At 71.5% G+C, this 25,774-nt stretch carries 25 protein-coding genes; 15 read left to right on the top strand and 10 right to left on the bottom strand.

What is annotated here, in order from left to right; genetic code table 11:
• Window positions 1–316: 316 nt before the first annotated feature.
• Window positions 317–514 (top strand): hypothetical protein, encoded by a 198-nt coding sequence (locus tag ACH0BZ_RS04925; RefSeq protein ID WP_406896859.1) that lies wholly within the window; start codon window positions 317–319, stop codon window positions 512–514.
• A gap of 17 nt (window positions 515–531) precedes the next feature.
• Here the strand turns inward: ACH0BZ_RS04925 and ACH0BZ_RS04920 are convergent, their stop codons facing one another.
• Window positions 532–1,881, bottom strand: coding sequence for a Tat pathway signal protein (locus ACH0BZ_RS04920; RefSeq protein WP_406896858.1), 1,350 nt, complete (start codon window positions 1,879–1,881; stop codon window positions 532–534).
• Between the two features lie 8 nt (window positions 1,882–1,889).
• A complete protein-coding gene (locus ACH0BZ_RS04915) occupies window positions 1,890–3,224 on the bottom strand; it encodes a lipase family protein (RefSeq protein WP_406896857.1) in 1,335 nt (444 codons plus the stop codon).
• 187 nt (window positions 3,225–3,411) lie between these two features.
• On the opposite strand from ACH0BZ_RS04915, the gene ACH0BZ_RS04910 reads away from it, so the two are divergent.
• Window positions 3,412–4,224 (top strand): acyl-CoA thioesterase, encoded by an 813-nt coding sequence (locus ACH0BZ_RS04910; RefSeq protein ID WP_406896856.1) that lies wholly within the window; start codon window positions 3,412–3,414, stop codon window positions 4,222–4,224.
• A 372-nt stretch (window positions 4,225–4,596) separates the two neighbouring features.
• Window positions 4,597–4,788, top strand: coding sequence for a hypothetical protein (locus ACH0BZ_RS04905; RefSeq protein WP_406896855.1), 192 nt, complete (start codon window positions 4,597–4,599; stop codon window positions 4,786–4,788).
• On the opposite strand, the gene ACH0BZ_RS04900 is transcribed toward ACH0BZ_RS04905, so the two are convergent.
• Both ACH0BZ_RS04900 and ACH0BZ_RS04895 read right to left on the bottom strand, forming a co-directional pair.
• Window positions 4,769–6,403, bottom strand: coding sequence for a long-chain fatty acid--CoA ligase (locus ACH0BZ_RS04900; protein ID WP_406896854.1), 1,635 nt, complete (start codon window positions 6,401–6,403; stop codon window positions 4,769–4,771). The genes ACH0BZ_RS04905 and ACH0BZ_RS04900 overlap by 20 nt on opposite strands.
• A gap of 66 nt (window positions 6,404–6,469) precedes the next feature.
• Window positions 6,470–7,330 (bottom strand): alpha/beta fold hydrolase, encoded by an 861-nt coding sequence (locus tag ACH0BZ_RS04895; RefSeq protein WP_406896853.1) that lies wholly within the window; start codon window positions 7,328–7,330, stop codon window positions 6,470–6,472.
• 213 nt (window positions 7,331–7,543) lie between these two features.
• Between ACH0BZ_RS04895 and ACH0BZ_RS04890 the strand changes: the two genes are divergently transcribed.
• From ACH0BZ_RS04890 to ACH0BZ_RS04880, 3 genes are all read left to right on the top strand, one after another.
• Window positions 7,544–8,329, top strand: coding sequence for an IclR family transcriptional regulator (locus ACH0BZ_RS04890; RefSeq protein ID WP_406896852.1), 786 nt, complete (start codon window positions 7,544–7,546; stop codon window positions 8,327–8,329).
• 90 nt (window positions 8,330–8,419) lie between these two features.
• The gene (locus ACH0BZ_RS04885; protein ID WP_406896851.1) at window positions 8,420–9,556 is read left to right on the top strand and encodes a Rieske 2Fe-2S domain-containing protein; all 1,137 of its coding nucleotides are present in this window, start codon (window positions 8,420–8,422) and stop codon (window positions 9,554–9,556) included.
• Entirely contained in the window at window positions 9,556–9,789 is a 234-nt protein-coding gene (locus ACH0BZ_RS04880; protein ID WP_406896850.1) for a hypothetical protein, read from the top strand. Before ACH0BZ_RS04885 ends, ACH0BZ_RS04880 begins: the two co-directional genes overlap by 1 nt.
• Window positions 9,790–9,876: 87 nt before the next feature.
• On the opposite strand, the gene ACH0BZ_RS04875 is transcribed toward ACH0BZ_RS04880, so the two are convergent.
• Window positions 9,877–10,446 (bottom strand): flavin reductase family protein, encoded by a 570-nt coding sequence (locus tag ACH0BZ_RS04875; RefSeq protein WP_406896849.1) that lies wholly within the window; start codon window positions 10,444–10,446, stop codon window positions 9,877–9,879.
• 148 nt (window positions 10,447–10,594) lie between these two features.
• Here ACH0BZ_RS04875 and ACH0BZ_RS04870 point away from each other — a divergent pair, with 148 nt between their 5' ends.
• Complete coding sequence (locus ACH0BZ_RS04870; RefSeq protein WP_406896848.1) at window positions 10,595–11,776, top strand: acyl-CoA dehydrogenase family protein; 1,182 nt, start codon at window positions 10,595–10,597, stop codon at window positions 11,774–11,776.
• A 43-nt stretch (window positions 11,777–11,819) separates the two neighbouring features.
• The gene (locus ACH0BZ_RS04865) at window positions 11,820–12,782 is read left to right on the top strand and encodes a VOC family protein (RefSeq protein ID WP_406896847.1); all 963 of its coding nucleotides are present in this window, start codon (window positions 11,820–11,822) and stop codon (window positions 12,780–12,782) included.
• Window positions 12,783–12,801: 19 nt separating this feature from the next.
• On the opposite strand, the gene ACH0BZ_RS04860 is transcribed toward ACH0BZ_RS04865, so the two are convergent.
• Entirely contained in the window at window positions 12,802–13,221 is a 420-nt protein-coding gene (locus tag ACH0BZ_RS04860; RefSeq protein WP_406896846.1) for a carboxymuconolactone decarboxylase family protein, read from the bottom strand.
• Window positions 13,222–13,867: 646 nt separating this feature from the next.
• Between ACH0BZ_RS04860 and ACH0BZ_RS04855 the strand changes: the two genes are divergently transcribed.
• From ACH0BZ_RS04855 to ACH0BZ_RS04830, 6 genes are all read left to right on the top strand, one after another.
• Window positions 13,868–14,812 (top strand): MBL fold metallo-hydrolase, encoded by a 945-nt coding sequence (locus tag ACH0BZ_RS04855; protein WP_406896845.1) that lies wholly within the window; start codon window positions 13,868–13,870, stop codon window positions 14,810–14,812.
• Between the two features lie 228 nt (window positions 14,813–15,040).
• Complete coding sequence (locus ACH0BZ_RS04850; RefSeq protein ID WP_406896844.1) at window positions 15,041–15,412, top strand: hypothetical protein; 372 nt, start codon at window positions 15,041–15,043, stop codon at window positions 15,410–15,412.
• Between the two features lie 3 nt (window positions 15,413–15,415).
• The gene (locus ACH0BZ_RS04845; protein WP_406896843.1) at window positions 15,416–15,934 is read left to right on the top strand and encodes a hypothetical protein; all 519 of its coding nucleotides are present in this window, start codon (window positions 15,416–15,418) and stop codon (window positions 15,932–15,934) included.
• A gap of 457 nt (window positions 15,935–16,391) precedes the next feature.
• Window positions 16,392–17,375, top strand: coding sequence for an ABC transporter substrate-binding protein (locus ACH0BZ_RS04840; protein WP_406896842.1), 984 nt, complete (start codon window positions 16,392–16,394; stop codon window positions 17,373–17,375).
• Window positions 17,372–18,298 carry an ABC transporter permease gene (locus ACH0BZ_RS04835; protein WP_406896841.1) on the top strand — a complete coding sequence of 309 codons (927 nt, stop codon included), beginning with the start codon at window positions 17,372–17,374 and terminating at the stop codon, window positions 18,296–18,298. The genes ACH0BZ_RS04840 and ACH0BZ_RS04835 overlap by 4 nt, the downstream gene beginning before the upstream one ends.
• A gap of 2 nt (window positions 18,299–18,300) precedes the next feature.
• Window positions 18,301–19,092, top strand: a complete 792-nt coding sequence (locus ACH0BZ_RS04830) for an ABC transporter ATP-binding protein (RefSeq protein WP_406896840.1) — start codon at window positions 18,301–18,303, stop codon at window positions 19,090–19,092.
• A 114-nt stretch (window positions 19,093–19,206) separates the two neighbouring features.
• Here ACH0BZ_RS04830 and ACH0BZ_RS04825 read toward each other — a convergent pair whose 3' ends face one another.
• From ACH0BZ_RS04825 to ACH0BZ_RS04815, 3 genes are all read right to left on the bottom strand, one after another.
• Window positions 19,207–20,175, bottom strand: a complete 969-nt coding sequence (locus tag ACH0BZ_RS04825; RefSeq protein ID WP_406896839.1) for a carbon-nitrogen hydrolase family protein — start codon at window positions 20,173–20,175, stop codon at window positions 19,207–19,209.
• A gap of 110 nt (window positions 20,176–20,285) precedes the next feature.
• The gene (locus tag ACH0BZ_RS04820; RefSeq protein WP_406896838.1) at window positions 20,286–21,524 is read right to left on the bottom strand and encodes a glutaminase; all 1,239 of its coding nucleotides are present in this window, start codon (window positions 21,522–21,524) and stop codon (window positions 20,286–20,288) included.
• 464 nt (window positions 21,525–21,988) lie between these two features.
• Window positions 21,989–23,491, bottom strand: a complete 1,503-nt coding sequence (locus ACH0BZ_RS04815; RefSeq protein ID WP_406896837.1) for a sodium/glutamate symporter — start codon at window positions 23,489–23,491, stop codon at window positions 21,989–21,991.
• A gap of 130 nt (window positions 23,492–23,621) precedes the next feature.
• On the opposite strand from ACH0BZ_RS04815, the gene ACH0BZ_RS04810 reads away from it, so the two are divergent.
• Window positions 23,622–24,203, top strand: a complete 582-nt coding sequence (locus tag ACH0BZ_RS04810) for a hypothetical protein (RefSeq protein WP_406896836.1) — start codon at window positions 23,622–23,624, stop codon at window positions 24,201–24,203.
• Window positions 24,204–24,210: 7 nt separating this feature from the next.
• Here the strand turns inward: ACH0BZ_RS04810 and ACH0BZ_RS04805 are convergent, their stop codons facing one another.
• Entirely contained in the window at window positions 24,211–25,674 is a 1,464-nt protein-coding gene (locus tag ACH0BZ_RS04805; RefSeq protein WP_406896835.1) for a PLP-dependent aminotransferase family protein, read from the bottom strand.
• Window positions 25,675–25,774 lie beyond the last annotated feature (100 nt).

Raw genomic sequence — 25,774 nt, 5'->3', positions numbered from 1 at the left:
GGCTCCGATTCTGCCCGCCTTCCGCCGGTTTACCCGCCGGCCCCCGCACGATTGCCCACCAGCCCGGGGAAATCGGCGACTCTGCGGCTGGATCGGCGGCCCCTCTGAGGCTCGCCGATCCAGCCACGGGGTCGCCGATTTCGGGGGCACCGAGGGGCGGGCGAGCGACGCCGGGTGCTTCCTCGTTGAGGAGACGCCGGAGGAGACGGGGGCGGCGGTCGAGGGGTTCGTACGCGGCGCGGAGGCGGGACCTCTCTCCTCAGGATGTGCGGCCGAGCGCCTCTGCCAACTGCCGGGACCAGGCACCAACAACGTGGTGCCGACGTCGCGCGTCAGCCGCACCCCCGAGATCATGGCGGATGCCGCCCACGCGATAGTCACCCGCGACCCTCACACCTGCACCGGAATCTTCTACATCGACGACGACGTCCTCGCCGAGGAGGGCGTGACAGACCTGTCGCGCTATGGCGGCTCACTCGAGAGCCTCCAGTTGGACCTCTTCTTGGACGGCTGAGAGCAGCGCGGTGCGCCTCAGCCGTAGACCGGGTACGTCACCCGCGCCATCGAGGCGAGCATGTCCGGCAGGCGCACGGCGGCGCGCTGGCGGAGGAACTGCTCGTCCATTGGTCGCTCGAGCGCGGCCCGCCACACGTCCGGGCGCGTGTCCTTGAGCGACCGGTAGGTGGGGAGCATGACCTCCTCGATGTAGCGCCAGCGCTCCTCGCGCACCGACCAGTTGAAGGCCGGCAGCGGCGTGACCATCCGCCACCGCGGCGGGGGCGGCTCAGTACCACCGAGGTCGGCCGTACCCAGGGTGAGCGGGGCGTATTCGCGCGGCGGCACGATCCCGGGGATGGCCGGGTCCGCGGCGACGGTCGCCAGGTAGGTGAGCGCGCGCCCCACGGGGCCGCCGGCCGCGCGGGCGGCGTCCCACTGGTCGCCGATCACGTCGAACTGCTCGCGGTGCAGGAGCATCGCATTGCCTGCCACCACCGCATCGGGATCGCCGGTGTCGACGAGTCGCCACGCCTCGCGTGTGGTGTCGTCGATGAGCCCGGCCGCCCGGTACTCGTCGATCGCCGCCAGGCCGCCGGAGAGATAGGCCTCGTGCTGCGGGATGAGGTCCTGGTAGATGTGCTTACTCATGGCCACCACACGGACCTCGAAGTCCGCGATGTCCTGAGCCGTGATCCGGTTGCCCACCTGCAACAGCGAGGCCACGTCCTCGGGCAGCGCCACCACGGCAGGCGCGGCCGCCGCCTCGAGGCGCCCGGCTAGGTCCGCGACGATCGCCCGCACCTCGCGGACCTCGAGCACCTGCCGGCCGATGGTGACGTCCATCGTTCCGGCGGCGAAGCTCGGCCCGGCAAGGCCGCCCTGGCCGGTCCACAGGAAGTCCGGGTTCTCGCGCTGCAGCCGCTGGTAGTAACTAAACGTCCGGGCGAGGTTGCCCTGGTTGGCCTCCACGCCGAGCGTCGGGTCCCAGTTGTTGGGCTCGAGCCCCGCCTTCTCCGAGCCCACGGAGAGCCAGTACTGGGCGAGCAGCGTGGCGTAGCGCGCGGGCGGCAGGCGGTCGGCCCGCGCCCGGTCGACGAGCGCCCCGAGCAACCCCGGGTCCGTGGGCAGCGCCGGGTGGTAGCCGCCGTTGCCCTCGGCGCTGGCATTGACGGCCGGCAGGTCGAGGGCCTCCTCCTGCGACCGCAGCGTGCCGGTCCCCGGCAGCGGCTCGAGCGGCGGCGGCGTGGGCGGCATCGCCGACCCGGGCGTGACGCGGGCGATCTCCACCGACCCGGGCAGCGGTTCGGCGGACGCGGGGTGCGCGAGGCCCGCGGTCAGCGCGCCGGCGAGGGTCGCCGCGGCGACCGCACGCCTCGCCGTCATCACCCCCGTCACCGGAGCTTCTCCGTGAGCCACGGGACGGTCTGCATGCCGAACAGCTCCGTGCCCGCCTTGTACGGGTCGGAGAGCACGTCGCCGAGGGAGCACCCGGAGGGCTCGAATGTCACATCCGTGCCCCCACTCCTGTAGTAGTTGCCGAGGTTCTCGGCGTCGCGGTACGGCACCAGGAAGTCGTCGCGGCACGAGCTGATGAGCACGGGCGCGTTGGGGATGCCCTGCCCCAGCCGGTTCTCCTGGTAGGCGCGGCGGAACGCCGGGTTGTCCGCCGGCCGACCGTTGACGAACAGTGCGCCGAGCGGGACGAACGGCGTGCCCAGGTAGACGGCCTGGCAGGAGCGGTGGAACACGTCGGCCAGCGCCTTGCCGGCCGGGGTCAGCTCGGCGTCCAGATCGATGTCCTCGGGGTAGCCGGCCGCGTAGCCCAGGGCGTTGGCAAAGACGAAGCCGGCACCGATCCCGCCGTCCGCGGTGCGCTCGAACGACGCGGGGTCCACCACCATCGCCTGCAACACGGTTCCACGGATGTCGAGATGCGGCGCGTACTCGGCTGCCCGCTCGGCCGCGGCGCCCGCCGCGACGCCGCCGCCGGCGATGCCGAAGAGCCCGATCGGGGTGTCGGGCGCGAGGCGGGCCTCCTCGATCTGCATGGCCGCGGTGAGCCCGTCGAGGACCGACGGCCCCGAGAGGCTGCTCACCGAGAACGGGTGCGGACCGGACTCGCCGTCGTTGACGTAGTCCGACATCATCACGGCGTGGCCGTCGCTGAACATCTGGGCCACGGGGCCCATCGCGGAGGCGAGCGCCGGGTCGACCTGGTCGCCGCCGGTCCACTGGAAGCTCGGGTTGCAGCCGTCGGCCAGGCTGTCGTTGGCCTCGACGTAGCCCACGAGGCTGCGCGGCCCGTCGGCCGGCGCGGTGTCGGGGATCATGAGTAGCCCGCTCACCGGGCGGGCAAGGCCGTCGAGGCCGGTGGAGACGTAGAGCAGCTGCCAGGCGCGGATGTGTGCGGGCTGCACGGCGAGGTACTGGATCTGCACGGGCCGGGCGCGCAGCAGTGTGCCGTGCGGCGTGTGCGGGTCGAGGTCCGCGGGCGGGCGGTAGAACGGGTCGTCGCGCGGCAGCGTGGGCAGCAACTCTCCGCGGGAGGCGAGCCGGCCGTCGCGGATCGTGTCCTGGATGAACGGGGTGAAGACGCGGTCCGGGGTGATGGTCGGCGCCGCCGCGGCGGGGGTCCGTGCCCCCGTGGCGACCAGCCCGGCCAGCGCGATCACGGCGGCGAGCACCGCCGCGAGCAGGGGCCGGATGAGCGTGCGTCTCGTGGCCATCTCGGGCGCCTTTCGGCATCGCCGCGCAGCCCGGGACCCTCACGGGAGGTGCGACGCCGAGTGCCACCTAAACATCTCCTGAGCGCTTCCGCATCCGAAGTCGTGGCCGGCGAGGCGAGAGTGCCCCATGAGGCGCATGGGCCCGTTCCGGGCGGCCGTGTCGGACCGACCGGGTAGCGTGCGTGGCGTGACCGAGACCACTCATCCCCTCGACCGTGCGGTGGCGCTCGAGCCCCTCGTCGAGGGCACCCTGCGCGGCCACACCGACGACGCCTGGTCCAACATGGTGGGACCCTTCGGCGGCATCACCGCCGCCACGCTGCTGCAGGCGGTGCTGCGGCACCCGGAGCGGCACGGCGACCCGCTGGCGCTCACGATCAACTTCGCGGGCCCGGTGGCGCCCGGCGCGTTCGAGGTCACCGTGCGCCCGGTGCGGACCAACCGCTCCAACCAACACTGGTCGCTGGAGATGCGGCAGGGCGAGGAGGTGGTGACCACCGCGACTGCCCTCACCGCCCTGCGCCGCGAGACGTGGTCGGACACCGAGGCGGGGCCGCCGCCGGTCCCCGCGCCGGAGGACCTCCCCCGCGCCTCGGTGGAGCGCTCGGTGCGGTGGGTCGGGAACTACGACATGCGTTTCGCCGACGGCCCCATGCCCGAGGAGGGCGGGGAGGGGGCACCGGAGTCGACGACGACGATGTGGATCCGCGACGCGGCCGGCAGGCCCGTCGACCATCTCGCGCTCACCGCGATGTGCGACTCGTTCTATCCCCGGTCCTTTCTCCGACTGGCCCGGGCGGTCCCCGCCGGGACCGTGACGCTGACGATCCACTACCTGGCCACGGCCGAGGAGATCGCGGCGCAGGGCTCGGACTTCCTCCTCGGCGCCGTGCACTCGCACCGCTTCCACGGCAACTACCACGACGAGTCCGCGCTGCTCTGGGGCCGCGACGGCACGCTGCTCGCCACGAGCAACCAGCTGATGTACTTCAAGGCCTGAGCCGCAGGAGGACCCCGTGACGCTCCGTGGCGCCCTGCCCGACGGCGTGGAGGTCTCCGCGCTGGTCGAGCGCGCCTGAGCCGAGACCCGCGCGCGAGCCCGCGGTCCATACTTGACAGTATGTGACGGCAGTCACAAACTGGGGGCACCCGACACAGAGGTGCCCTATGTCAACCGCAACCCCCTCGCGTGACACCGTCTTCCGGCCCGGGCCGGCCCCGCTCCGCGCCCGGCTGCCCGTCCTCGGCGGGACCCTGGAGTACGTCGACGACCCCCTGGCCACCATGGCCCGCCGGTACCGCGACCACGGGCCGGTCTCCGACCTGAACTTCCTGGGCGCGACGTGGACCGCCCTTCTCGGCCCGGATCGGCATGATCTTCGCCCAGCTCGAGACCAAGCTCGTCCTGAGCGCCCTCCTGCGCCACTTCGAGTGGACGGTGCCGGCGGACTACACCCCGCCCATGCGCAACGAGTCGCTGCCGTACCCGGGCGACGGCCTGCCCGTGGCGCTGCGGCCTCGTCAGCCGCAGCGCCCGGCGGGCACTACTGCTCCAGTGCGTTGACCACGTCGAGCTCGCCCTCGGCGTGCGAGCTCCGGATCCGCTTCTTGTCGAGCTTGCCCACGGAGGTCTTGGGGATCTCGTCCACAAAGGCGAAGCGCTCGGGCACCTGCCACTTGGCCATGCGCTCCTCGAGGTGCGCGCGCAGTTCCGCGACGCTCGGGTCGGCGACGCCGTCCTTGACGACGATCGCGGCGAGCGGCCGCTCATCCCACTTGGGGTCCGGGACGCCGATCACGGCCGCCTCGGCCACCGCCGGGTGCTCGAGCAGGTGGTTCTCCACCTCCACCGAGGAGATCCACTCGCCGCCGGACTTGATGATGTCCTTGGCGCGGTCGGTGAGCTGGAGGAAGCCCTCGGGGAGGATGTAGCCGACGTCGCCGGTTCGCAGCCAGCCGTCGTCGAACGAGTCCGGGGAGTCGACCTTGTAGTAGCTGCCGGTGATCCAGGGACCGCGCACCTGCACCTCGCCCACGGACTCGCCGTCCCACGGCTGGGCCTCGCCGAGGTCGTCGACGATCCGCAGCCCCACGCCGGTGACGAGCCGCCCCTGGGTGGTGCGCAACTCGAACTGCCGCCCCTCCGGGAGCGAGGCCTTGGGCCGCGCGAGGGTGCCCAGCGGCGAGGTCTCCGTCATACCCCACGCGTGGATGATGTCGATCCCGTAGTTCTCCTTGAACTTGCGGATCAGCGCGGGCGGGCAGGAGCTGCCGCCCACCACGACGGAACGGAAGCTCGACATGTCGATCGGGTGGTCCACGCTGTAGGCGTCGACGGCCTGCCAGATAGTGGGCACCGCGGCGGCGAGGGTGGGCCGCTCGGCGGCGATCATCGCGGCGAGCGGCTCGGGCTGCAGGAAGCGCTCCGGCATCAGCAACGACGCCCCCACCATGAAGGCGGCGTGGGGCAGGCCCCACGACATCGCGTGGAACATGGGGACGATCGCCAGGACCTTGTCGTCCACGGAGAGCGCCATGCCGTCGGTCATGCAGACCTGCATCGAGTGCAGGTAGATCGAGCGGTGCGAATAGACGACGCCCTTCGGGTCGCCCGTCGTCCCGGAGGTGTAGCACATCGCGGCACCCGAGTCCTCGTCCACCTCGGGCCAGTCGAACTCGGTGGGATGACCGGCGAGCAGTTCCTCGTAGTCGTGCACCGTAATGTGCTCAGGGGCGTCGAGGGTGGCCGCGGCGCCGCCGGTGACGACGACGTGCTCGACCGTGGTGAAACTGGGCAGCAGCGGCTGGAGCAGCGGGACGAGGCTCGGGTCGACGATGACCACCTTGTCCTCCGCGTGGCAGGCGATGTAGGTCAGCTGCTCCGGGAACAGGCGGATGTTGAGCGGGTGCAGGACCGCGCCCATCGACGGCACCGCGAGGTAGGCCTCCATGTGCTCGGAGTTGTTCCACTGGAAGGTGGCCACGCGCTGGTCGCCGTCGATCCCCAGGCCCCGCAGGGCATGGGCCAGCTGCGCCGCACGCCCCGCGAGCTCGCCGAACGTCAGGCTCCGCGGCCCCGACTCGGTCCACGTGGTGACGGTCGCGTCCTTGTGGACGGTGGCACCGAACTGAAGGATCGTGCTGATGTTCAGCGGGGCGGACTGCATCGTGCTGCGCATGTCAGGGGCTCCTTCGAGGGGTCTCGGGCGACGGCAGGTGACGGGTGTCACTTCTCGCCGTCGAGGTTACTCCGCCGCGGGGGAGCCGTCCGCCCGGTTCGGGCGCCGGAGGAACTCCACCGTCTGACGCTCGAACTCGTCCTTGCGCTCCACCATCACCCAGTGCCCGCAGTTCGGCAGGATGTGGATCTCGGCGTGCGGGACCATCCGCATCGGCAGGATCATCATGTCCACCGGCGTCACCCGATCGTCCCGACCCCAGAACAGCAGGGTGGGGGCGGAGATGGCCGCCAGGTCGAAGGACACCTCTCCGCTGGCGACGGAAGCGATCGCCGCCGGGTCGTACAGCCTCCGCATCGCCTCGATCACGCCGGGCGCACTGACCTGCTCCCACCGCTGGGCGAGCATGTCGTCGTCGACGAGGCCCCGGTCGTAGACCATCGACTCGAGCCAGCGGCGCAGGTTCTCCCGGTCCGGGGCTGCGAGGAACGCGGTGAGGAGCCTGATGCCCTCGGCCGGGCCCGGACTGAACAGCGTCGTCCCGAGCCCGCCGATCCCCACTAGCCGGTCAACCCTCTCGGGATGTAGGCCCGCCAGTCCGGCACCGACGATCGCCCCCATCGAGTTGCCGACCACGTGCGTGCGCTCCACGCCGAGGGCGTCGAGCAACTCGAGCGCGGCCTCGCGGGCGTCGACCACGGGGTGGCCGCCGCGGTCGTCGCTGATCCCGAAGCCGGGTGATTCCAGGACCAGGCAGCGGAAGTGCTCGGCGAAACCCGGGACCGACCCGCCGAAGTTGCGCCACCCCGTCACGCCCGGACCGGAGCCGTGGAGAAAGAGGACCGCCGGCGCGCCGGGATCCCCGAGCTCACGGTAGGCCAGCCGGCCCCCGGGGGCGTCGGCGTATCGGATCGCGTCGTCGGTCATGTCCCACTCCGTCTGGTCGTCGGGCACGGCCGGAAACGGCCCGGGTCCGTGTCGGACGGATCCTGCCCGGCACCGAGGCGGGGTGCCGTCCCGACTTCCGTTCATCGGAAATCCGCCGGTCCCGCCCGTCACCCGGGCGTCATCCTGGGTTCACCCCGCGCTACAGTGACCCACGTCACGGCGTGGACTCGCCGCGTGACCCCTGGAGGAGCGATGTCCCGATCGGACAATCTCGTGAGCGTCCTGGACCGCGTCGACTCGATCCTCGACGTCGTGGCCACCGACGGCCCCACCACGCTCACCGAGATCGCCCACGCCACCGGGTTGCCGCGCACCACCGTCCACCGACTCCTCGAACAGATGGTGGCGCGGCGGTGGCTGTTGCGGATCAACAAGAGCTACGAGATCGGGGTCCGCCCCTTCCAGCTCGGCTCGGTGGCCCGCCAGGGACACTGGTTCTACCGGCTCGCCCGACCCCACCTCGAGGACCTGCGCCGCCGCACCCGGCTCATCGTCCACTTCGGATTCCTCGATGGCACCTCGTCGGTGTGGTGGGACCGGGTCGGCGACGCCACGCTGAGCGAAGTGCCGACCGTCGTCGGCGGCCGGCACCCGGCCTACCGCACCGCCTCCGGCAAGGTCCTCCTCGCGGCCGAGGACCCAGGCTACGTCGAGCGCCACTTCGACGCCACCTTCCCCCGCACCACCCCGAATTCGCTGACCACCCGCGACGAGCTCGCCGCCGTGGTGGAGGACGTCCGGAACTCGGGCCTCGCCCACGACCGCGGGGAGTTCCAGGCCACCCTGGGCTGCGTTGCCGCCCCGATCACCGCCCTGACCACGACGACGAGCGACGGCCACCACCCCACGGCGTCGCTCTCGGTGTGCGGACCGCTCGAGCTCTTCCGGCGGGAGGGCCCGTTGGCCTCGGCCGTCCTCACCACGAGTACCGCGATCCTCAAGGACGTCGCCCGGCACCCCGTCGCGGAACTCGACTGAGGCCACTTCCGACCATCGGAATCCTCCCGGCGTGACCCGGGTCACGTTTCCTACCGTGCGGGGACCAGTCCACGAGATCAGGAGGATCCGATGACATCGTCCAGCACGAGCACCCCGGTGCGGGAGATCGAGAGCGCCGGCAACCCGACCCGGTTCGCCCGGGGATGGCACTGCCTCGGGCTCGTCGAGCAGTACCGCGACGGCAAGCCCCACCAGGTTAAGGCGTTCGGCACCAGCATCGTCGTGTTCGACACCTCCGAGGGCCTCAAGGTCCTCGACGGTTACTGCCGCCACATGGGCGCCAACCTCGCCAAGGGCACCATCAAGGGCGACTCGCTCGCCTGCCCGTTCCACGACTGGCGATGGGGCGGCAACGGCAGGTGCACGGGCATCCCGTACGCCAAGCGCGTCCCCGTCGCCGCAAAGACCCGCTCGTGGCCCACGATGGAGCGCAACGGCCAGCTGTTCGTCTGGCACGACCCGCAGCGTTCCCAGCCCACCGAGGAGGTCACGATCCCCGAGATCGAGGGGTGGGAGGACGGCCAGTGGAGCGACTGGAGCTGGCAGACCTTCCTCGTCGAGGGCGCGCACTGCCGGGAGATGGTGGACAACGTCGTGGACATGGCGCACTTCTTCTACGTGCACCTGGTGTTCCCCCACTACTTCCGTAACGTCTTCGAGGGCCACGTCGCGACCCAGTACATGCACAGCCGGTCCCGGCCGGATATCGACCCGGAGAACTCCTATGGCGGCGAGGACTCCGAGCTGAGGTCCGAGGCGAGCTACTTCGGCCCGTCCTACATGATCAATCCGCAGCAGCTCGAGGTCGGCGGCAAGACGGTCGAAGCGGTACTGATCAACAGCCACTACCCGATCGACTCGTCGTCGTTCCTCATCAACTTCGGGGTGGCCACCCGTCGCGAGCCGGGCGTCGACCCCGAACAGGCCCGCGCCGTCGCCGACGGGCTCACGCAGACCCTCACCTACGGGTTCGGCCAGGACGTCGAGATCTGGCGGGACAAGGCGCGGATCGACAACCCGCTACTCACCGAGCAGGACGGGCCCGTCTACCAGCTGCGTCGGTGGTACGAGCAGTTCTACGTGGACGTCGAGGACATCGAGGAGGACATGACCCAGCGGGTCGAGGTCGAGATCGACACCGAGCACGCGGTCGGCACCTGGAAGCGCGAGGTCGAGGAGAACCTGGCCGCGATGAAGGGCGCCTGATGGCCGCCGGCACCCGACTCACCTGCCCGCGCTGCGCCGAGTGCGTGGAGGTCACCAAGTACTCGCGCGAGCACACCATCACGAGGTTCGTGTCCGGGCACGAGAGGTGTCCGGAACTCGCGGCACAGCCGGGCCGGTTCGGCACCGGGCGCTGCGAGACCCTCAAGACCGCCGTCCGGGAGGCATTCGACGAAGGCGGCATCGGCGCCGTCGAAAGGACCCCCGGGACCTGAGAGCAGGCCGGCCGGACGCGGGAGGCCCCGCGTGCGGCCGGGCGCCGTGGTTGATGCCGATGATCGGCCGGCCGCCGGCTCGCGTGATCAGAACCAGGTTCCGGGCCCGGCCGCGGTGAGAAGACTGGCGAGTTGGTCGCCGGACGGCGTGGGCGCGATGACGGGGTCGTGCATCTCCGTGTAGCGGCCCTCGAAGAACAGCAACGGCCGGCCCCCGCCCTCCGCCGCCCCGGCGGAGCGGACGCGGCCCAGGATGACGATGTGGTCCCCGCCCTCCACCACGGAGGCGACCGAGCAGTCGAACCAGGCGAGCGAGCCCTCGACGACGGGCAGCCCCGAGGGCGTCTCCGCCAGGGGGACGGCCGCGAACTTGTCCTCGGCGCGGCTGCCCACGACGGAGGAGATGTCCTCGGCACCCTCGGCGAGGACGCTCACCGCGAACTCGTCACGGGCGAGCAGGTGCGGCAGCGTCCGTGACGACGACATCACCGAGATGAGGACCATCGGCGGGTCGAGGGAGAGCCCGGAGAAGGACTGGCAGGCGAAGCCGACCACCTCGTCGTCGCCGTCCCGGGTGGTCACGATGCACACGCCGGTGCAGAAACGGCCGAGCAGCCTGCGGAAATCGGTCTGGTGCGTGGGGTCGATGGTGTCCATGCTCCCGTTCTAGTGGCATGACCTTGGTCACATTCAGACGATTTCCGTTCATCGGAAATTCGCGGGCCGGCGATCCGGGCGGCGGTGCACAGTGGCTCGCATCACATTCCCAGCGGGCCTCGTCCCGCACTCAGCAGAAAGGCGGACCATGTCCGATTCCGTTCTCGCCAAGGTCACCTCGGACCGGGACGCGCTCTTCGCCGAGGGCGAAGAGGCCGACCGTATCGGTCGTCTCCCCGATACCACCGTGGCGCGCATGAAGGAGGCCGGTTCGATCCGCATGCTCCAGCCCGAGGAGCACGGCGGCATGGAGTGCGGCCCCCGTGAGTTCGCCGAGACCGTCATGGCCACGGCCGCGATCAGCCCGGCGGCGGGCTGGGTCCACGGCATCGTCGGCGTCCACCCCTGGCAGCTGGCGATGGCCGAGAAGTCGGTTCAGGAGGACGTGTGGGGCTCGGACCCCGACACCTGGATGGCGTCGCCGTACATGCCCAACGGCAAGGCCGTCCGGGTCGAGGGAGGCTACCGGATGTCCGGCCGCTGGAGCTTCTCGTCCGGCACCGACCACTGCGAGTGGGCGTTTCTCGGCGCCATGCCGTGGGAGTCCGAGGACGAGATGTCCCTGCCCCCGCGCATGCTGCACGTCGTCGTCCCCCGCTCGGACTACGAGATCATCGAGGACTCCTGGGACGTCATCGGTCTCCAGGGCACCGGCTCCAAGGACCTCGTCGTCGAGGACGCGTTCATCCCAGACGAACGCGTCATGGAGTACGACCACCTCATCGACGGCAGCCAGGTCGCGCGCGCCGGACTCGAACAGCCGGTCTACCGGATGCCGTGGTCCTGCATGTTTCCGCTCGGCATCACCTCGGCCACGATCGGCATCTGCGAGGGCTTCCTCGACACCGCACGCGAGTACCTCACCGAACGCATCGGCGCCCAGGGCACCGCGGTCCGGGACGACCCGTACGTGCTGTACCAGATGGGTCAGGCGGAGGCCGAGATCTACCAGGCCCGGCAGTCGCTCATCGCCAATGCCGAGGAGCTGTGGGAGATCGTCGCCCGCGGTGACGAGCCCACGTTCGGCCGGCGCGCCGAGGGCCGCCGGACGCAGGTACAGGCGGCGTGGACCGCGGTCCGCGCGGTCGACAACGTCTACGCCCGGTGTGGCGGAACCGCCCTGCGCATGGACAAGCCCATGCAGCGATTCTGGCGCGACGCCCACGCCGGCCTCCATCACGCCATCCACGTGCCCAGCACCGTGTTCCACGCGGCCGCGCTCTCCGGACTCGGCATCGAGGCCGAGGGCCCGCTGCGCGCCATGATCTGACCCCTCCCCGACCCAGCTCCACCCCACCGAAAGGACCACCGCCATGGGAGACATCCGCGCCCTCGGCTACCTCGCCATCGACACCTCCGACTTCGACCGCTGGCAGACGCTGGCGTTCGACGTCCTCGACCTCGGCCGCGGCGCCGACTCCGACGACGACACCCTCTACCTCCGTCTCGACGAGCGTGCCCACCGACTCGTCATCCGCCGGGCGGAGACCGACGGGCTCGCCGCGATGGGGTGGGAGGTGCGCGACGAGCTCGCCCTCGACCGTGTCCGCGCCACCCTCACCGAGCACGGGCACACCTACCGGGACCTCTCCCTCGACGAGGCGCGCGCCCGCAAGGTGGACGGCGCGATCGCCTTGGAGGATCCCACCGGCCAGCCGCTGGAGATCTTCCACGGCGCCGGGCTCGACCACTCCGCCGTGTCCACGAAGTACCGCACGGAGTTCATCACCGGCTCCCTGGGACTCGGGCACATAGTCATCCCCTCCACGGACCACCAGGCCACCATCGCCTTCTACCGCGACGTCCTGGGCTTCCACACCCGCGGGGCGTTCCCGTTCCCGCCGGCGCCGGGGATGCCCCCGCTGCGGATCCAGTTCATGGGCGTCAACCCGCGGCATCACAGCTTCGCCGTGATGCCCGCCCCACAGATGGGCCCCGGCATCGTCCACATCATGGTGGAGGTCACCGAGATGGACATGGTCGCCCAAGCCATGGAGCGCACCCTCGAGCGCGGCTTCTCCATCTCCTCGACGCTGGGCCGCCACACCAACGACAAGATGGTGTCCTACTACCTCCGCGCGCCGGGCGGCTGGGACATCGAGTACGGCTACGACGGTCTCGAGGTGACCGAGGGCCAGTACCTGCCGGAGCTCATCTCCGCGGACAGCTACTGGGGCCACGACTGGTCGAACAGCGAGCCCCTCGCCTGCACCATCCCGCCGGAGGGCGCGGAGGGCGGGGCCGACGAGGCGGAGCCCGCCGGGGCCGTGAACTGACGCAAACGCCGCCGCGCTCTCAGCCCTCCCCGTCGAGGGTGTCGAAGACCTCCTGGACCGTCTTCATCGCCGAGAGTGCCGCCGGCGCACCGCAGTAGCCGGAGGCGTGGATCACGGCCTCGGTGATCTCGTCCCGCGTGAGCCCGTTGGTGAGCCCGCCGCGAACGTGCCCGGCGAGCTCCGCGTTCGCCCGCAGCGCCACGAGCATGCCGATGGTGAGCAGGCTCCGGTCCCGGCGCCCCAGCCCGGGGCGGTTCCAGATGTTGCCCCACACGTTCTCGGTCACCACGTACTGGATCGCCTCCCAGGCGGTGCCCTCGGCCCGGCCCATGGCGCGGTCCACGAAGGCGTCACTCATCACCTCGCGACGTGTCGAGAAGCCCTGGTCGCGCAGGTCGGCGGCCGAAGGCCCGTGGTGGTTCACACTCGTCGTCGTCATCTCCGGTGGTCCTCTCCGTGGTGGGGCGCTCTCCGTACCGGGCGCTCTCCGCGCCCATCCTCCCCGCTCAGGTGCGGCGCCTCCAACGGACCCGTCGACGCCATCAACGGGCGCCTTGAACACCTCCCCGGAACACCCGGTCGGCTCGGGTCAGTTGACGCCGGAACAGGCGCACCGCCTCGCCGTCGCACTCCCTGTCCGCGGTGTCCACCGCAGAGGGCACCGCGGTGGGCCCGCCGGCCTCCAACTCGATCGGCTGGTTCCCGTTCACCGGGGAGCACTCACGACCCGAGCAGAGCGCACTCACGGCGACCCTGCGGGTCCTGTTATTTGGCGCGCGCGACGACTCCCCGGGCCCGGCATCGGAGGCGAACACCCCTGGTGGCCGACGCCAGCACGCCCGTCGGCGGCACCGACCCGCGGCGCTGGGCGGATAAGCTGCAGGAGTCCCGCCCCGGCGGCGGGGCACCGCGGTACCCGGTGGAAGTCGGTGCGAGTCAGACGCTGGCCCGCAACTGCGATCCCGTCAGGGTGAGCCAGGCCGGCCGGTGCGGCGGTTCGTACCCGCTGCCCTCGGACGAAGGACGGTCGTGCCACTCACCCGCACCCTGCCCCCGGCCCGGTCTCGGCGAGCGGCGTGGTGGACGTGGCCGGGATCGACCCGCAGCAGGGGCAGCGACGTGCCGTGGCCCGGGTGGACCGCGTCATCGACCGGCTGGGCCTGCACGACCTGGCCTCGCGGCCGGCCACCACGGTCTCCGGTGATGGCGGGCCACTGATGGAGGTCCTGTTGCTGGGCACCGGCGCTGCCGACGGCTGGCCCAACCCGTTCTGCCGCTGCGCCTCCTGCTCCGATGCCGCGCGCCGGGGCGATCTGCGGGGCCAGACGGCCGCGCTCGTGGACGGCGTCCTGCTCCTCGACTGCGGCCCCGAGGCACCCGGGGCGGCCGTCCGCCACGGCCGCACACTGACCGCGGTGGATCACCTCGTCGTCACCCATTCCCACACCGACCACCTCGGCCCGCAGGCCCTGCTCAGCCGCTCCTGGGCCGAGGGTCCCGGCCCGCTCGAGATGGTGGGACCCGACGCCGCGCTCGAGGTGTGCCGGCCGTGGGTGGGACCCGGGGAGCCGGTGCGGTTCATGCCCGTCGCCGCCGGGGACCGGGTGAGTGTCGGCGCCCCCGACGTGCGGGTACTGCCGGCGCGGCACCGCGTGTTCGACGACGGCGACGCGGTCCTCTACGACGTGACCGGCCCCGACGGGGCCCGGATCCTCTGGGCGACCGATACCGGGCCGTGGCCGGACGCGTGGTTCGCCGCGGTGGCCGGTGCCCGCTACGGCGCGGTGTTCCTCGAGGAGACGCTCGGCGACCGCGAGGAGATCTCCGAGGTGCACCTCGGCCTGGAGCGCTTCGGCCGCATGGTGGAGCGAATGCGCGGGGTGGGCGCGGTGACGACACGCACCGACGTCGTGGCCGTCCACCTGGGCCACCACAACCCGCCCGGGCCCGAGCTGGCGGCACGGCTCGCCGCGTACGGGGCGCGACCGGGGCGCGACGGCGAGGTGGTCGTGGTGGGGCCGGTCAGCTGACGAGTCTCGCCCGGAACGCCACGAGGGCCGCGGCCACCGCGGTGGGGTTCACCTTGGCCAAGACGGTGCCGGTGGTCGATCACACGTACGAGGTGGTCGCCGGGTCCATTCGCTGGGTCGTGCGGTCCGCGCTCGCACCGTGGATCGGCGGGTCGTGTCGGACCCCGCTCCTATCCTTGGAACCGAAGACCGGACGGAGACCATCCCCGCCTAGGAGAAGAGGACATCATGACCACCCCGCGTACGCCGTCGCCGGCAGACGAGGCGCGCGAACGGGCCGCGCGCGCCGAGGCCGAGGCCGGGCTCGCCCTCGCCCGATTCGAGGCGATGAGCCGCGGCCGCGATCTCCACCGTCGCGGCACGACCCTCGTTCCGCTCGGCGAGGACCCGGCCGCGGCCGCGCCCACCGGCTGGGCCGAGCACCACGTGGCGGAACTCGTGGGGGCGGCCTCCGCGGCGCAGCCGCTGTCCCCCGCGGAGGCGCAGTCCGAGCGGAGCCGGCTGCTGTGGATCGCGCTCGCCAAGTTGGTCGGCGCCGTCCTGGCCGGCGCGCTCGGCGTCGGGACCGCCGTGGCCATGGGCGCCGGAATGGCGGGCTGACGCATGGGGTCGAGGGAGAGCATCGGCTGCTTCGGCGTGGTCGGTCTGATGATCGTGGTGTCGATGATCATCAGCCTCATCGTGTTCCTCGTCGGCCTGGCGATCGTCGTCGCCGGGCTGGGCGCGGCAGGGTGGCTCATCTACTCGGCGGTGGCGGACCTGCGACGCCGCAATCGGCTCGCCGCTGGAACCGAGCCGCTCCAGGTGACCGGCGCCCGGGCGCACGCGATCGCCGCGCGCTCGCACGACGCCGCCCGGGACGCGCTGTCCGCCACGCTCTCCGCCTGGCAGCACCTGAGCGTGACCCGCGCGATCGGCACGCCGCTGCAGGACTCGTACGACCGGCTCGAGCAGCGCACGGTGCTCGACCTGGGATTCCAGGACCTCGTCCTGCAGGCTGAGTCCGCTCACGCCCGGGCCGTCCTCGAACCGCCGACCACGGCGGCCGACCTCGCCCGCGCCACCATTGAGCTCGACCAACTCACCTACGACCTGCGCGAGGCGCTGTTCAGAAGACGCTGACCCCTAGGCGGCGCCGCACCCGCTCACCGGCCAGGTCCACGGCGCAATACAGACGTAGTGGCCGGGGTGTGACGACGCCCAGCGTGCAGGGCAGGGGCCGAGTTGGCGTTGTAGCGCACCGGGCTCGACCCGGCCGAGTCCACCTGCTCGTGGATCCGGTGGGCCTCCGTAGCCGACGCCCGGGTGGGCGAGCTGCATCACCACGGTGGCCACCGGGAGCCAGAACGCGAGGTGGGTGAACCGATCCGGGAGGTCTCGGATCCGCACCCACCGCCCGCCCCCCTCGGATCACATATATCCGACATGATGAGGGCGGATGGGCTCGGTTAAGAAGGCGAGGGGGGAACGGTCTCGCCGTCGGCGCCGAACCCTGAGAGGAGAACAAGTAGTCTCTACTGCCAGACACGTCACACCCCGAGGGGTCCACGGACCCCGCGACGGCAGTTAGGGCATCACCATGGCAGTCTCCCCCTCCAAGATCCTCGGCGGCATGGTCGCGGCCTGCGCGCTCGTCCTCACCGGCTGTGCCGGTGGCGACGGCGACGGCGGCGCGGGCGGTGACGGCGAGTCGTACAAGATCGGCATCAACCAGCTCGTCCAGCACCCGGCGCTCGACGCCGCGACCGCCGGCTTCAAGGAAGCCTTCGAGGAGGCGGGCGTCGAGGTCGAGTTCGACGAGAAGAACGCCAACGGCGAGCAGGGCACCGCGCTGACCATCGCCCAGCAGTTCGCCTCGGACGACCTGGACCTGGCACTGGCCGTGGCGACCCCGGCCGCGCAGGCGATGGCTCAGAACATCATGAACATCCCGCTGCTGTTCACCGCCGTCACCGATCCAGTCGAGGCCGAGCTCGTCGACTCGACGGACGCCCCGGGCGCCAACGTCACCGGCACCTCCGACGCCGCGCCGATCGAGGAGCAACTGGACCTGCTCAAGCAGATCGTCCCCGACGCGAAGACGGTGGGCATCGTCTACGCCTCGGGCGAGGTCAACTCGCAGGTCCAGGTGGACCAGGCCAAGGAGGCCGCGGAGCCGAAGGGCCTGACCATCGAGACCCAGACCGTCACCACGGTCAACGAGATCCAGCAGGCCGTCGAGGCCCTCGGTGACGTCGACGCGATCTACGTTCCCACGGACAACATGGTCGTTTCCGGTATCGCCGCGCTCGTCCAGATCGCCGAGGCCAAGAAGATCCCCGTCATCGCCGCCGAGTCCGGCACCGTCGAGGGCGGCGCCGTCGCCACCCTGGGCATCGACTACACCGAGCTCGGCAAGCAGACCGGCGAGATGGCGCTGCGCATCCTGCGCGACGGCGAGGACCCGGCCTCCATGCCCGTCGAGACCGCAAAGGAGTACACCTACGTGGTCAACGAGGCCGCGGCCGAGCGCCAGGGCGTCACCATCCCCGAGGAGATCCTCGCCGAGGCAGAGAAGAAGTGATCGGCACCGTCGAGGTCGGCCTGATCTACGGGGTCATGGCACTCGGGGTCTTCCTGACCTTCCGCGTGCTCAACTTCCCCGATCTCACGGTGGACGGCAGTTTTACCACCGGGGCCGGAACGGCGGCCATGGCGATCCTCGCCGGCTGGAACCCGGCGCTCGCGACCCTCGCGGGTTTCGGAACCGGGTTCCTCGCCGGCATCGTCACCGGCCTGCTACACACCAAGGGCAAGATCGACGGGCTACTCGCCGGCATCCTCACCATGATCGCGCTCTGGTCCGTCAACCTGCGGATCATGGACGGCGCCAACGTCCCGGTCGGGCGCCGGGAGACCGCCTTCACCCCGCTCAGCGAAGCCGGCCTGCTCGGAACGTGGGGCGGGGTCGCGATCCTCACCGTGGCCGTCATCCTGCTCGGCCTCGTCGTCGTGTGGTTCCTCTCCACCGACCTCGGCCTGTCCATCCGGGCGACGGGCGACAACGGCCCGATGATCGCCTCCTTCGGCGTCTCCACCGACTTCACCAAGACCCTCACGCTGGCCCTGTCCAACGGACTCGTGGGCATGTGCGGCGCGCTCATAGCGCAGTATCGCAGCTTCGCCGATATCTCGATGGGCATAGGCCTCATCCTGGTGGGTCTGGCGTCGGTGATCATCGGCCAGGCCATCCTGAGCCAGCGCAAGTTGGTGTTCGCGGTGTTCGCCGTCATCCTGGGCGCCCTGCTGTACCAGCTCATCATCTTCGCCGCACTGCGCGTGGGGCTGGACCCGAACGACATGAAGGCGGTCACCGCCCTGCTCGTCGTGGCCGCGCTCCTATTACCCCGCTGGAAGGGCGTGGGCGGACGCTTCGGCCGCAACCCGACCGCGACCGGTGCCGCCGACGAACGCGCCCTGTCCGGCGCCGGGGCGAAGGAGGCCTGACCATGCTCACCATCACCGGCATCTCCAAGACGTTCTTCCCCGGAACCGTCAACGAGCGCAAGGCCCTCGACCGCGTGGACCTCACGCTGGCCGAGCGCGACTTCGTCACCGTCATCGGCTCCAACGGCGCCGGCAAGTCGACGCTGCTCAACGCCGTCGCCGGCCGGATCTTCGCGGACTCCGGGACCATCGAGATCGACGGTAGATGTGTCAACAAACTGCCCGACCACAAGCGAGCCAAGTACGTCGGCCGCGTGTTCCAGGACCCGCTCGCCGGCACCGCGCCCACCCTCACCATCGAGGAGAACCTCTCGCTGGCGTTGCTGCGCGGCAAGCGGCGTGGCCTCGGCATGGGGCTGAACAAGAAGCGTAAGGCGCAGTTCGTCGAGCAGCTCGCCACCCTCGAGCTCGGGCTCGAGGACCGGCTCACCGCCAGGGTCGGCCTGCTCTCCGGCGGCCAGCGCCAGGCACTGTCCCTGCTCATGGCCGGGTTCACCCAGCCGCGGATCATGCTGCTCGACGAGCACACCGCCGCACTCGACCCGCAGCGCGCCGAGCTCGTCACCACGCTCACCCAGCGGATCGTGGAGCAGGGCGGGCTCACCACGCTCATGGTCACGCATAACATGGAACAAGCAATCCGCCTGGGCAATCGGCTGATCATGATGCACGAGGGCCGGATCGTCTACGAAGCTGACGCCGCAACGAAGTCCAAACTCACCGTGCGCGACCTGCTGCAGGAGTTCGCCAATATCAAGGGCGCCACGCTCTCGGACAAGGCGTTCCTGGGGTGACCCGGGCGAGCGCCGGCGCACTGGGCGCGATCGATGCCATCGCGCTCGTCACGAAGGGCCCGCCGATCGAGGCGAGTCGATCGCCGGGCCCTCCGATCCGCGTCCGCGGAGTGATCAGCTCTCCCGCGCGGCCGCGGCCAGCCCCGCCGCGCGACCGCGCGCCCGGTAGTAGCGCCGGGCGAACGCGTTCTGCTGCCACCAGTAGGCGCGGATCGCCCACGGCAGATCGGGGGTCCAGAAGCGCCGCGCGATCGGCTGCCGGGGTGCGCGGGCACCCACCTCGACGTCGGCCACCACGACGCCCGGCCCGTCCTCGGTCGAGCGCCAGGCCAGGACCCGCCCGTCGGCGTCGACGATCTGCGTGGCCCCCACGAAGTGCGTGCGGTACGGCGGCGCCACGCGCACGCCCGGCACGAGCCCGAACCCGGTGGTGAACTCCCCGCAGTGCGAGGCCTGCACCACCGGCACCCCGAGTCGACGCGCGAGTTCGGCCGGGGCGTTCTCGGACAGGTAGCGGTTGTACTGCGCCACCCCGCCGAGCACGCGGTCGACCGGCCCCCAGTTGGTCGGCACCGTCCACCAGTGCGTGCCGCTCAGGACCAGGTCCACGCGGCCCAGCATCCGGCGGGCCGTCCGGTTGCGGATGAGCTCCCAGCACACCGCCAGGCCCACGCGGCCCGCGGCGGTCCCGGTCGAGACCACGCCGTCGTCCCGGCCCGGCCCGTAGAAGGCGTTCTCCCACATGGTCGGCAGGTCCTTGTCGTGCGTGTGGACCGCACCGTCGGGCTCGACCAGGTGATAGCGGTTGTAGACCTCGTCGCCGTCGGCCACGAGCAGGGACCCACCGATCATCACCCCGTGCCTCTGCGCCACGTCGCGCAGCATCTCCAACGCCGTGTTCTCCGGGGGGAGGACGGCGCGGTGCACCTCGGGCCGGAACACGACGGGCGAGGTGCAGAACTCCGGCAGGGCGATCACCTCCGCGCCGGTGTCCACGGCCTCGGCGACGAGCGGCCCGAGACGACCCAGGTTCTCCGCGACGTCCCCGGGCACGCCCTCGAACTGCACGGCGGCGATCCTCATGACACCCTCCAGGTGAATCGACTCGGCGCGACGTCCTCCCACCGCGTGAACGCGAGGGTGAACGTCTCCGTCTCCGCGCCTCCTCGCCGTGGTCCGCGCGCTCGGGGCGTTCACCGACCGGCTGGCGACGGGGAGCCGAGGCCCGGGTCCGGCAGCCGGTGCGCCGGGTCGACGAGCACCACCTCGTGGCCGTCGAGACCGAGCCGCCGCATCCCCTCGAGCAGCATACGCCGGGCGGTGTGGTTGACGGTCGAGACGTGCTCGAGGTCCACGGTGACCGTCTGCGGGCCGGCGGGGATCTCCTCGAACTGCCGGAGCACCAGTTCGGCGGTCGCGAACGTCATGGGGCCCTGCAGACGGAAGCGCCGTCCGCCCTCGTCGTCGGTCACCGCGGAGCGCACCACCTCGACGTCGGCGCCGTCGACGTTCATCAGGTGCAGGTCCATGTCGCGCGAGAGCCGCTCGAAGGTCCGCACCCCCTCGACGCTGTGGCCGTGGGAGTCCAGGCGCGGCGAGAACGCGGCGAGGCCCAGCTGGCCGGGCAGCGCCCCGAAGATCCCGCCGGAGACGCCGCTCTTGGCGGGAATGCCGACGGTGGACATCCAGTCGCCGGCGGCGTCGTACATGCCGCAGGTCGCCATCACGCTGAGCACCTGCCGGCACACCCGCGGGGTCACGACCCGCTCCCCGGTGACGGGGTTGACGCCGCCGGTGGCCAGGGTCATGGCCATGACGGCGAGGTCGCGCACCGTCACCCGGTAGGCGCACTGCCGGGTGTACCCGCGGACGATCTCGTCGGGGTCGTCGGTGATGATCTCGGTGGCGCGCACGAGGTTGGCCATGGCGCGGTTACGGAACGCGGTCTCGATCTCGGACCGGTACACCTCGTCGTCGAAGCCCAGCGGCCTCCCGGCGAACGCGGACAGTCCCGCGGAGATGATCAGGTCGCGGTCGAACTCGCCCGTCCCCGGCTCGCCGACGAGCGCGTGGGTGGTGAGCGCGCCGATGTTGATCATCGGGTTGTCCGGCCGGCCGGTGGAGTCCTCGAGGGAGATCTCGTTGAACGCGTCGCCGGAGGGTTCCACCGCGACCTTGGCCAGGACCGCGTCGATGCCGCGGTCGCGCAGGGCGAGGGCGTAGACGAACGGCTTGCTCATGGACTGGATGGTGAACTCGACGTCGGCATCGCCGGTGGCATACACGACGCCGTCGCGCATGCAGACTGCCAGCGCGAACCGCTCGGGGTCCACCGCCGCGAGTTCGGGGATGTAGTCGGCGAGCGTGCCGTCCTCCCCCGCGTCGCAGAGGGTGCGGATCTCGTCCAGATAGTCCGTTACCGGGGTCTTCACGACCCCAGGGTGTCACGGAGCCGCGGAGGTCCGCGATCACGCGTTCCGGAGGCTCTGGGTTTTCGCTCACTCGCTCACACCCACGCAGACACCAGGAGAACCGTTCGCCCCTCGCGCCACCCGTGTCCCGCCCGGAGGTCCGGGCGCCTCCCCGGAAAGGCCCGGCGGACGCCCATCGACGGGCCGTGTGAGCGAGTAGGGTGCCCACCCCTGCGCGAATCGACCCTGCCCAGCCCTGTCGCGCAGGGTGACACCCGGGATTCGCTCACGTCGGGCACCGCACCGGACCGGGCCGGGCCACCTCGCGCCCTCAGATGCCGGACTTCGCCCACACGCGGCGGGAAAGTCGCTGGTGACGGCCCACCTTCCGGGCGGGTCCGCCGCAGCTCGGGTTCCAGCGGGTGCGCGAGTGAGCGAAACCGCGGAGCGTCGTACACGCGAGTCGGGGCGCGCCGGGACCTCGCCTAGGCCGGATCCGGGCTGGCGGCGCGGGCCTCGTCGTCGCCCTCGGGTTCCGCGTCGTGGCCGCCGTTCTCCTTCCACTGGCGCCGGTCCTTCATCTCCCGCGGCCGGAAGTAGAACAGCCCGCTGAGCACCGCGATGAGGAACACCACCGACATCACGCCGACCATCGGCCACGGCCCCGAGAGGTAGATGATCGGCACGGCCAGCGCGGTGACGAGGCCGCCGCCGAAGAACGGCTCGAAGACCAACTGCTTGTAGCCGAACGTCTCGAACGCCGGGCTCTTGGCCTCCGGGTCCACGACGCGCATGAGGATGAGGCCGGTGGCGGTGACGCCCATGGACTGGCCGAAGTCACCGATGCCTCGCTCGAACCAGTAGCGTCCGATGATCCGCGGCGCGAGCAGCAGGAAGAGTGTGACGTTGAACACGATGCCGGCGACCGACAGGATGATGAACGTGCCCAGGTTCTCGCCGATCGCGGTGAGCGAGAGCGTGCCGATCGCGGCCACGATGAGGAAGTCCAGCGCGAGACCCTGGATACGCTGCATGGTGGCGCCGTCGATGAGGTGGTCGAAGCCGCCCTTGACGGCCGCGAACTGCACGATCACGCCGCCCAGCAGAGCCATGGGGAACAGCGGGACGTAGGCGAAGATCTCGAGCGGCGTGTTGTCGTCGAGCATGACCGACGCGTAGGTCTGCTGCTCGACCCAGCGCAGTCCCTCGAGGATCAGCCAGCCGAGGAGGACCGCCAGCGCCGTGAGCGACATGTGCAGCGAGAGCGGCTCCAGCGAGGCCGGCCGAGAGGTCATGGTGCCGGCCGAGAAGTTCTCGTCCTTGCGGAACAGGCCCCTCTGCTCGGCGAGGGACATCTTGGCGTCGCCCTTGAGGATCTCCGTCTTGCCGGTACGCACGCCCCAGTTGATGAGCGCGATGCCCAGCACCACGCCGCCGACGATGCCGACCGTCGCCAGGCCGACCGCCAGGTCCGCGCCCTCACCGAAGCCCAGGTCCTCCATCACCCCGCGCATGCCGGCCGCGGTGCCGTGGCCGCCCTCGAAGCCGATCTCGATGAGCGCGCCCGTCATGGGCTGGGCCGCAAACATCGGCACCAGCACCAGCGCCGCCAGGAGCAGGCCCACCACATACTGGCCCGACCCGAAGGCCATGCCGAGGGAGAGCTGCGGGCCGACGAGTTTGACGGCCCTCTTCAGGGTAGGCAGCTTCTGACCGAGGAACATCGTCGCAAAGATCACGCTGATGAGCAGGCCCGGCAGCGCGGACCACACGTCGACCATCGCTTCGGTGAACAGTCCGTTCTCGCCCCACGGCCCGTCGAACTTGCCGAGCACCTGCGGCCCGAGCAGCAGCAGGAGCGCCCCGCCGAGGATCGAGCTGGGCAGGAACAGGGACTGCACCCAGCCGAACCCGACCCGCATCATCTTGCCGATGAGCAGGGCCAGACCCAGGATCAACAGGGCGAAGCCGATGGCGTCCGCGGACATGTCAGCACCTCGAGGGTTGGGGGCGACGGTCCCCAGAAGCGTAGAGCCGCACGGGACACGGGGCGGCGGGACGAGCACCGGCGTTGCCTCATCGTTACCCCCGACACGTGCTCTGCCCTACGCTGCTGCCATGTCCGCGCCCTTCGACTTCTCGCCCGAGCAGTTGGTGACCAACCTCGGGATCTTCGTGGTGGTACCGATGGCCGTCGCCGCGGGGGTGGTCGCCACCGTCCGGAAGCGGGAGGTCGACGCGCCCCGGGGTGGACTGGGCATGTGGGCGACCGGATTCCTCGCTCTGGTCCTCGGCTTTCTCTCCTGCGCGGTCTGGCTCAGCTGGACGGCCGCCGACCACGACGGCCAGGTGCGTGGTCCCGGCCTGCCCGCCCCGACGTCCTTCCCCACGTGGCAGGTGGTCGCCTGCGGGATCACCACGGTCGGCGCCTGCTTCCTGGCCGCCCACTGGTCCCGGACGGTCGTCGCCGGTGGCCTGGCGGCCGCGGCGGGCACGGCCGGCGGGTTCACGGCCGCGTTCAGCGTGGACCTGGCCGTTCCGGAGATCAGCCAGGGCGGCGTCGGCCTGTTCCTCTCGATCGTCGGCTGGGGCGCGGGCCTGACGATCCTCATGGCGGTCCGGGCGATCGTGCTGACGGCTGCCGGCTCCTCCGGTGCTTCGTCTTTCGACCCCGCAGGAGACCCCACCCGCATTCTCTGACGTCGCGTCAGCGGAGTACCCCGGCCAGCGCCACCGCGAACTCCCGCGCGTCCCGTGCGCCGAGGCGCGCGTAGTTGAGGATCAGGCCCGACACCGGGAACGCGCTCGACTGGCTGCTCAGCGACCGCGTCTCCCACCCGGCCCGCGACAGGGCGTGGACCACCTCGTCGTCGTCCCGGTCCGGCAGCAGGACGCACAGGTGCAGGCCGGCCTCCACACCCGTCACGGCCAGGCCCGGGCACTCGTCCGCGAGGGCCGCCACGAGCCGCCGGCGCCGGTCGGCGTACACCCGGCCGGCGCGGGCGAGGTGCCGGTCCATCGCGCCGGCGCCCATGAACGCGCCGAGCGCCTCGGCGGGGATCGTCGACGGCCCGCGCCGGTGCACCGCGAGCCACCGCTGCACCTCGCGGCGCAGTGACGCCGGCGGCAGGCACCAGGCCACACGCAGGTCGGGGGCCACGGACTTGGACGAGGTGCCCACGTACGCGACGTGCCCCTCGGCACCGGGGAGCGTGACGAGCGCGGGCAGCGGGGCGACGCCGTAGCGGAACTCGCCGTCGTAGTCGTCCTCGATCACCAGCGAGCCGGTGCGCCGCGCCCACTCCACGAGCGCCACCCGCCGGTCCACGCTCATCCGGTGGCCGAGCGGGTACTGGTGGGCGGGAGTGACGAACGCGATCGCGGGGCCGTCACCCAGCGCGTCCGGGTCGAGCCGTGCGGCGTCGAGGCCGTCGGGCTCCGCGGGGTGCAGGCGCACGTCGAGCCCCTGCTCCCGGGCCACGAGCAGGGCGCCGCGGTAGCCGGGGTCCTCGTGGTGGAACGGCACGCGCTCGCCGCTGCCGCCGTGCTCGGCCACGAACGCCGCGCACAGGGCCGCGATCGCCGAGCGCGAGCTGTCGAACAGCAGCGGGTCGGCGTCGGCGATCCCGCGGTGACGGCGCAGGTGGGCGGCCAGTGCGGCGCGCAGCGCGGGGCTCGGCTCCTCCCACGGGTTGAGGCCGGACAGGCCCTGCGCCGCGGCGGCCCGCATCGCCGCCCGCCACGCCCGCTCGTCCACCAGGGAGGCGTCGGGGGTGCCGGGGCGGAGGTCGTGCGGGGAGCGGCCGGTGCGCGGGGTCGGGGTCGGCGGCTCGGCACTCCCCGCGGCCCCCGGGTCCGGTGACGACGACGAGGCGGGCCCCCGTCCCCGCGTGCGCGCGCCGGCGCGGGCCGCCTGCGCCGCTCCCGGGCTGACCCGCGTGCCGGAGCCGTGGGCGGCCTCGACGAATCCCGCCGCGGCGAGCTCGTCGAAGGCGCGCACCACGGTGCCGCGGGACAGTCCGGTCTGCGCGGCGAGCGCCCGCGTCGAGGGCAGGCGGTCCCCGTCGGCGAGCGCCCCGTCGGCGATCCTCGCGACGATCTGCTCCACGAGGTCGGCCGAGCTCGTCGTCGTCCCCAGGGCGAGCGTCGCGGCGCGGGCGGTGCGGACCATGGGGCCCAGCCTAGGGCCGGCGAGAGGTGTACGATTCCTCGACAGTGGGGGAGTATCCACACGCTGTGGACGTCAACACGTGGGCCGACGAGGTCCGCCG

This window comes from Dietzia sp. 179-F 9C3 NHS (genome assembly GCF_045369825.1).
In the GTDB taxonomy this organism is placed as follows: Bacteria; Actinomycetota; Actinomycetes; order Mycobacteriales; family Mycobacteriaceae; genus Dietzia.
The sequence above is the reverse complement of the archived record's forward strand: the minus strand, read 5'-3'. Positions and strand labels throughout refer to the sequence as shown.

Bases quoted from the DNA above. Each gene is read 5' to 3' on its own strand.
- ACH0BZ_RS04915 (WP_406896857.1), bottom strand. From the start codon at position 3,224: ATGGCCACGAGACGCACGCTCATCCGGCCCCTGCTCGCGGCGGTGCTC.
- ACH0BZ_RS04880 (WP_406896850.1), top strand. From the start codon at position 9,556: ATGGCCGCCGGCACCCGACTCACCTGCCCGCGCTGCGCCGAGTGCGTG.
- ACH0BZ_RS04810 (WP_406896836.1), top strand. From the start codon at position 23,622: ATGTCCGCGCCCTTCGACTTCTCGCCCGAGCAGTTGGTGACCAACCTC.
- ACH0BZ_RS04920 (WP_406896858.1), bottom strand. From the start codon at position 1,881: ATGACGGCGAGGCGTGCGGTCGCCGCGGCGACCCTCGCCGGCGCGCTG.
- ACH0BZ_RS04860 (WP_406896846.1), bottom strand. From the start codon at position 13,221: ATGACGACGACGAGTGTGAACCACCACGGGCCTTCGGCCGCCGACCTG.
- ACH0BZ_RS04850 (WP_406896844.1), top strand. From the start codon at position 15,041: ATGACCACCCCGCGTACGCCGTCGCCGGCAGACGAGGCGCGCGAACGG.
- ACH0BZ_RS04805 (WP_406896835.1), bottom strand. From the start codon at position 25,674: ATGGTCCGCACCGCCCGCGCCGCGACGCTCGCCCTGGGGACGACGACG.
- ACH0BZ_RS04840 (WP_406896842.1), top strand. From the start codon at position 16,392: ATGGCAGTCTCCCCCTCCAAGATCCTCGGCGGCATGGTCGCGGCCTGC.
- ACH0BZ_RS04875 (WP_406896849.1), bottom strand. From the start codon at position 10,446: ATGGACACCATCGACCCCACGCACCAGACCGATTTCCGCAGGCTGCTC.
- ACH0BZ_RS04905 (WP_406896855.1), top strand. From the start codon at position 4,597: ATGATCTTCGCCCAGCTCGAGACCAAGCTCGTCCTGAGCGCCCTCCTG.
- ACH0BZ_RS04865 (WP_406896847.1), top strand. From the start codon at position 11,820: ATGGGAGACATCCGCGCCCTCGGCTACCTCGCCATCGACACCTCCGAC.
- ACH0BZ_RS04830 (WP_406896840.1), top strand. From the start codon at position 18,301: ATGCTCACCATCACCGGCATCTCCAAGACGTTCTTCCCCGGAACCGTC.
- ACH0BZ_RS04890 (WP_406896852.1), top strand. From the start codon at position 7,544: ATGTCCCGATCGGACAATCTCGTGAGCGTCCTGGACCGCGTCGACTCG.
- ACH0BZ_RS04815 (WP_406896837.1), bottom strand. From the start codon at position 23,491: ATGTCCGCGGACGCCATCGGCTTCGCCCTGTTGATCCTGGGTCTGGCC.
- ACH0BZ_RS04845 (WP_406896843.1), top strand. From the start codon at position 15,416: ATGGGGTCGAGGGAGAGCATCGGCTGCTTCGGCGTGGTCGGTCTGATG.
- ACH0BZ_RS04900 (WP_406896854.1), bottom strand. From the start codon at position 6,403: ATGCGCAGCACGATGCAGTCCGCCCCGCTGAACATCAGCACGATCCTT.
- ACH0BZ_RS04895 (WP_406896853.1), bottom strand. From the start codon at position 7,330: ATGACCGACGACGCGATCCGATACGCCGACGCCCCCGGGGGCCGGCTG.
- ACH0BZ_RS04870 (WP_406896848.1), top strand. From the start codon at position 10,595: ATGTCCGATTCCGTTCTCGCCAAGGTCACCTCGGACCGGGACGCGCTC.
- ACH0BZ_RS04885 (WP_406896851.1), top strand. From the start codon at position 8,420: ATGACATCGTCCAGCACGAGCACCCCGGTGCGGGAGATCGAGAGCGCC.
- ACH0BZ_RS04825 (WP_406896839.1), bottom strand. From the start codon at position 20,175: ATGAGGATCGCCGCCGTGCAGTTCGAGGGCGTGCCCGGGGACGTCGCG.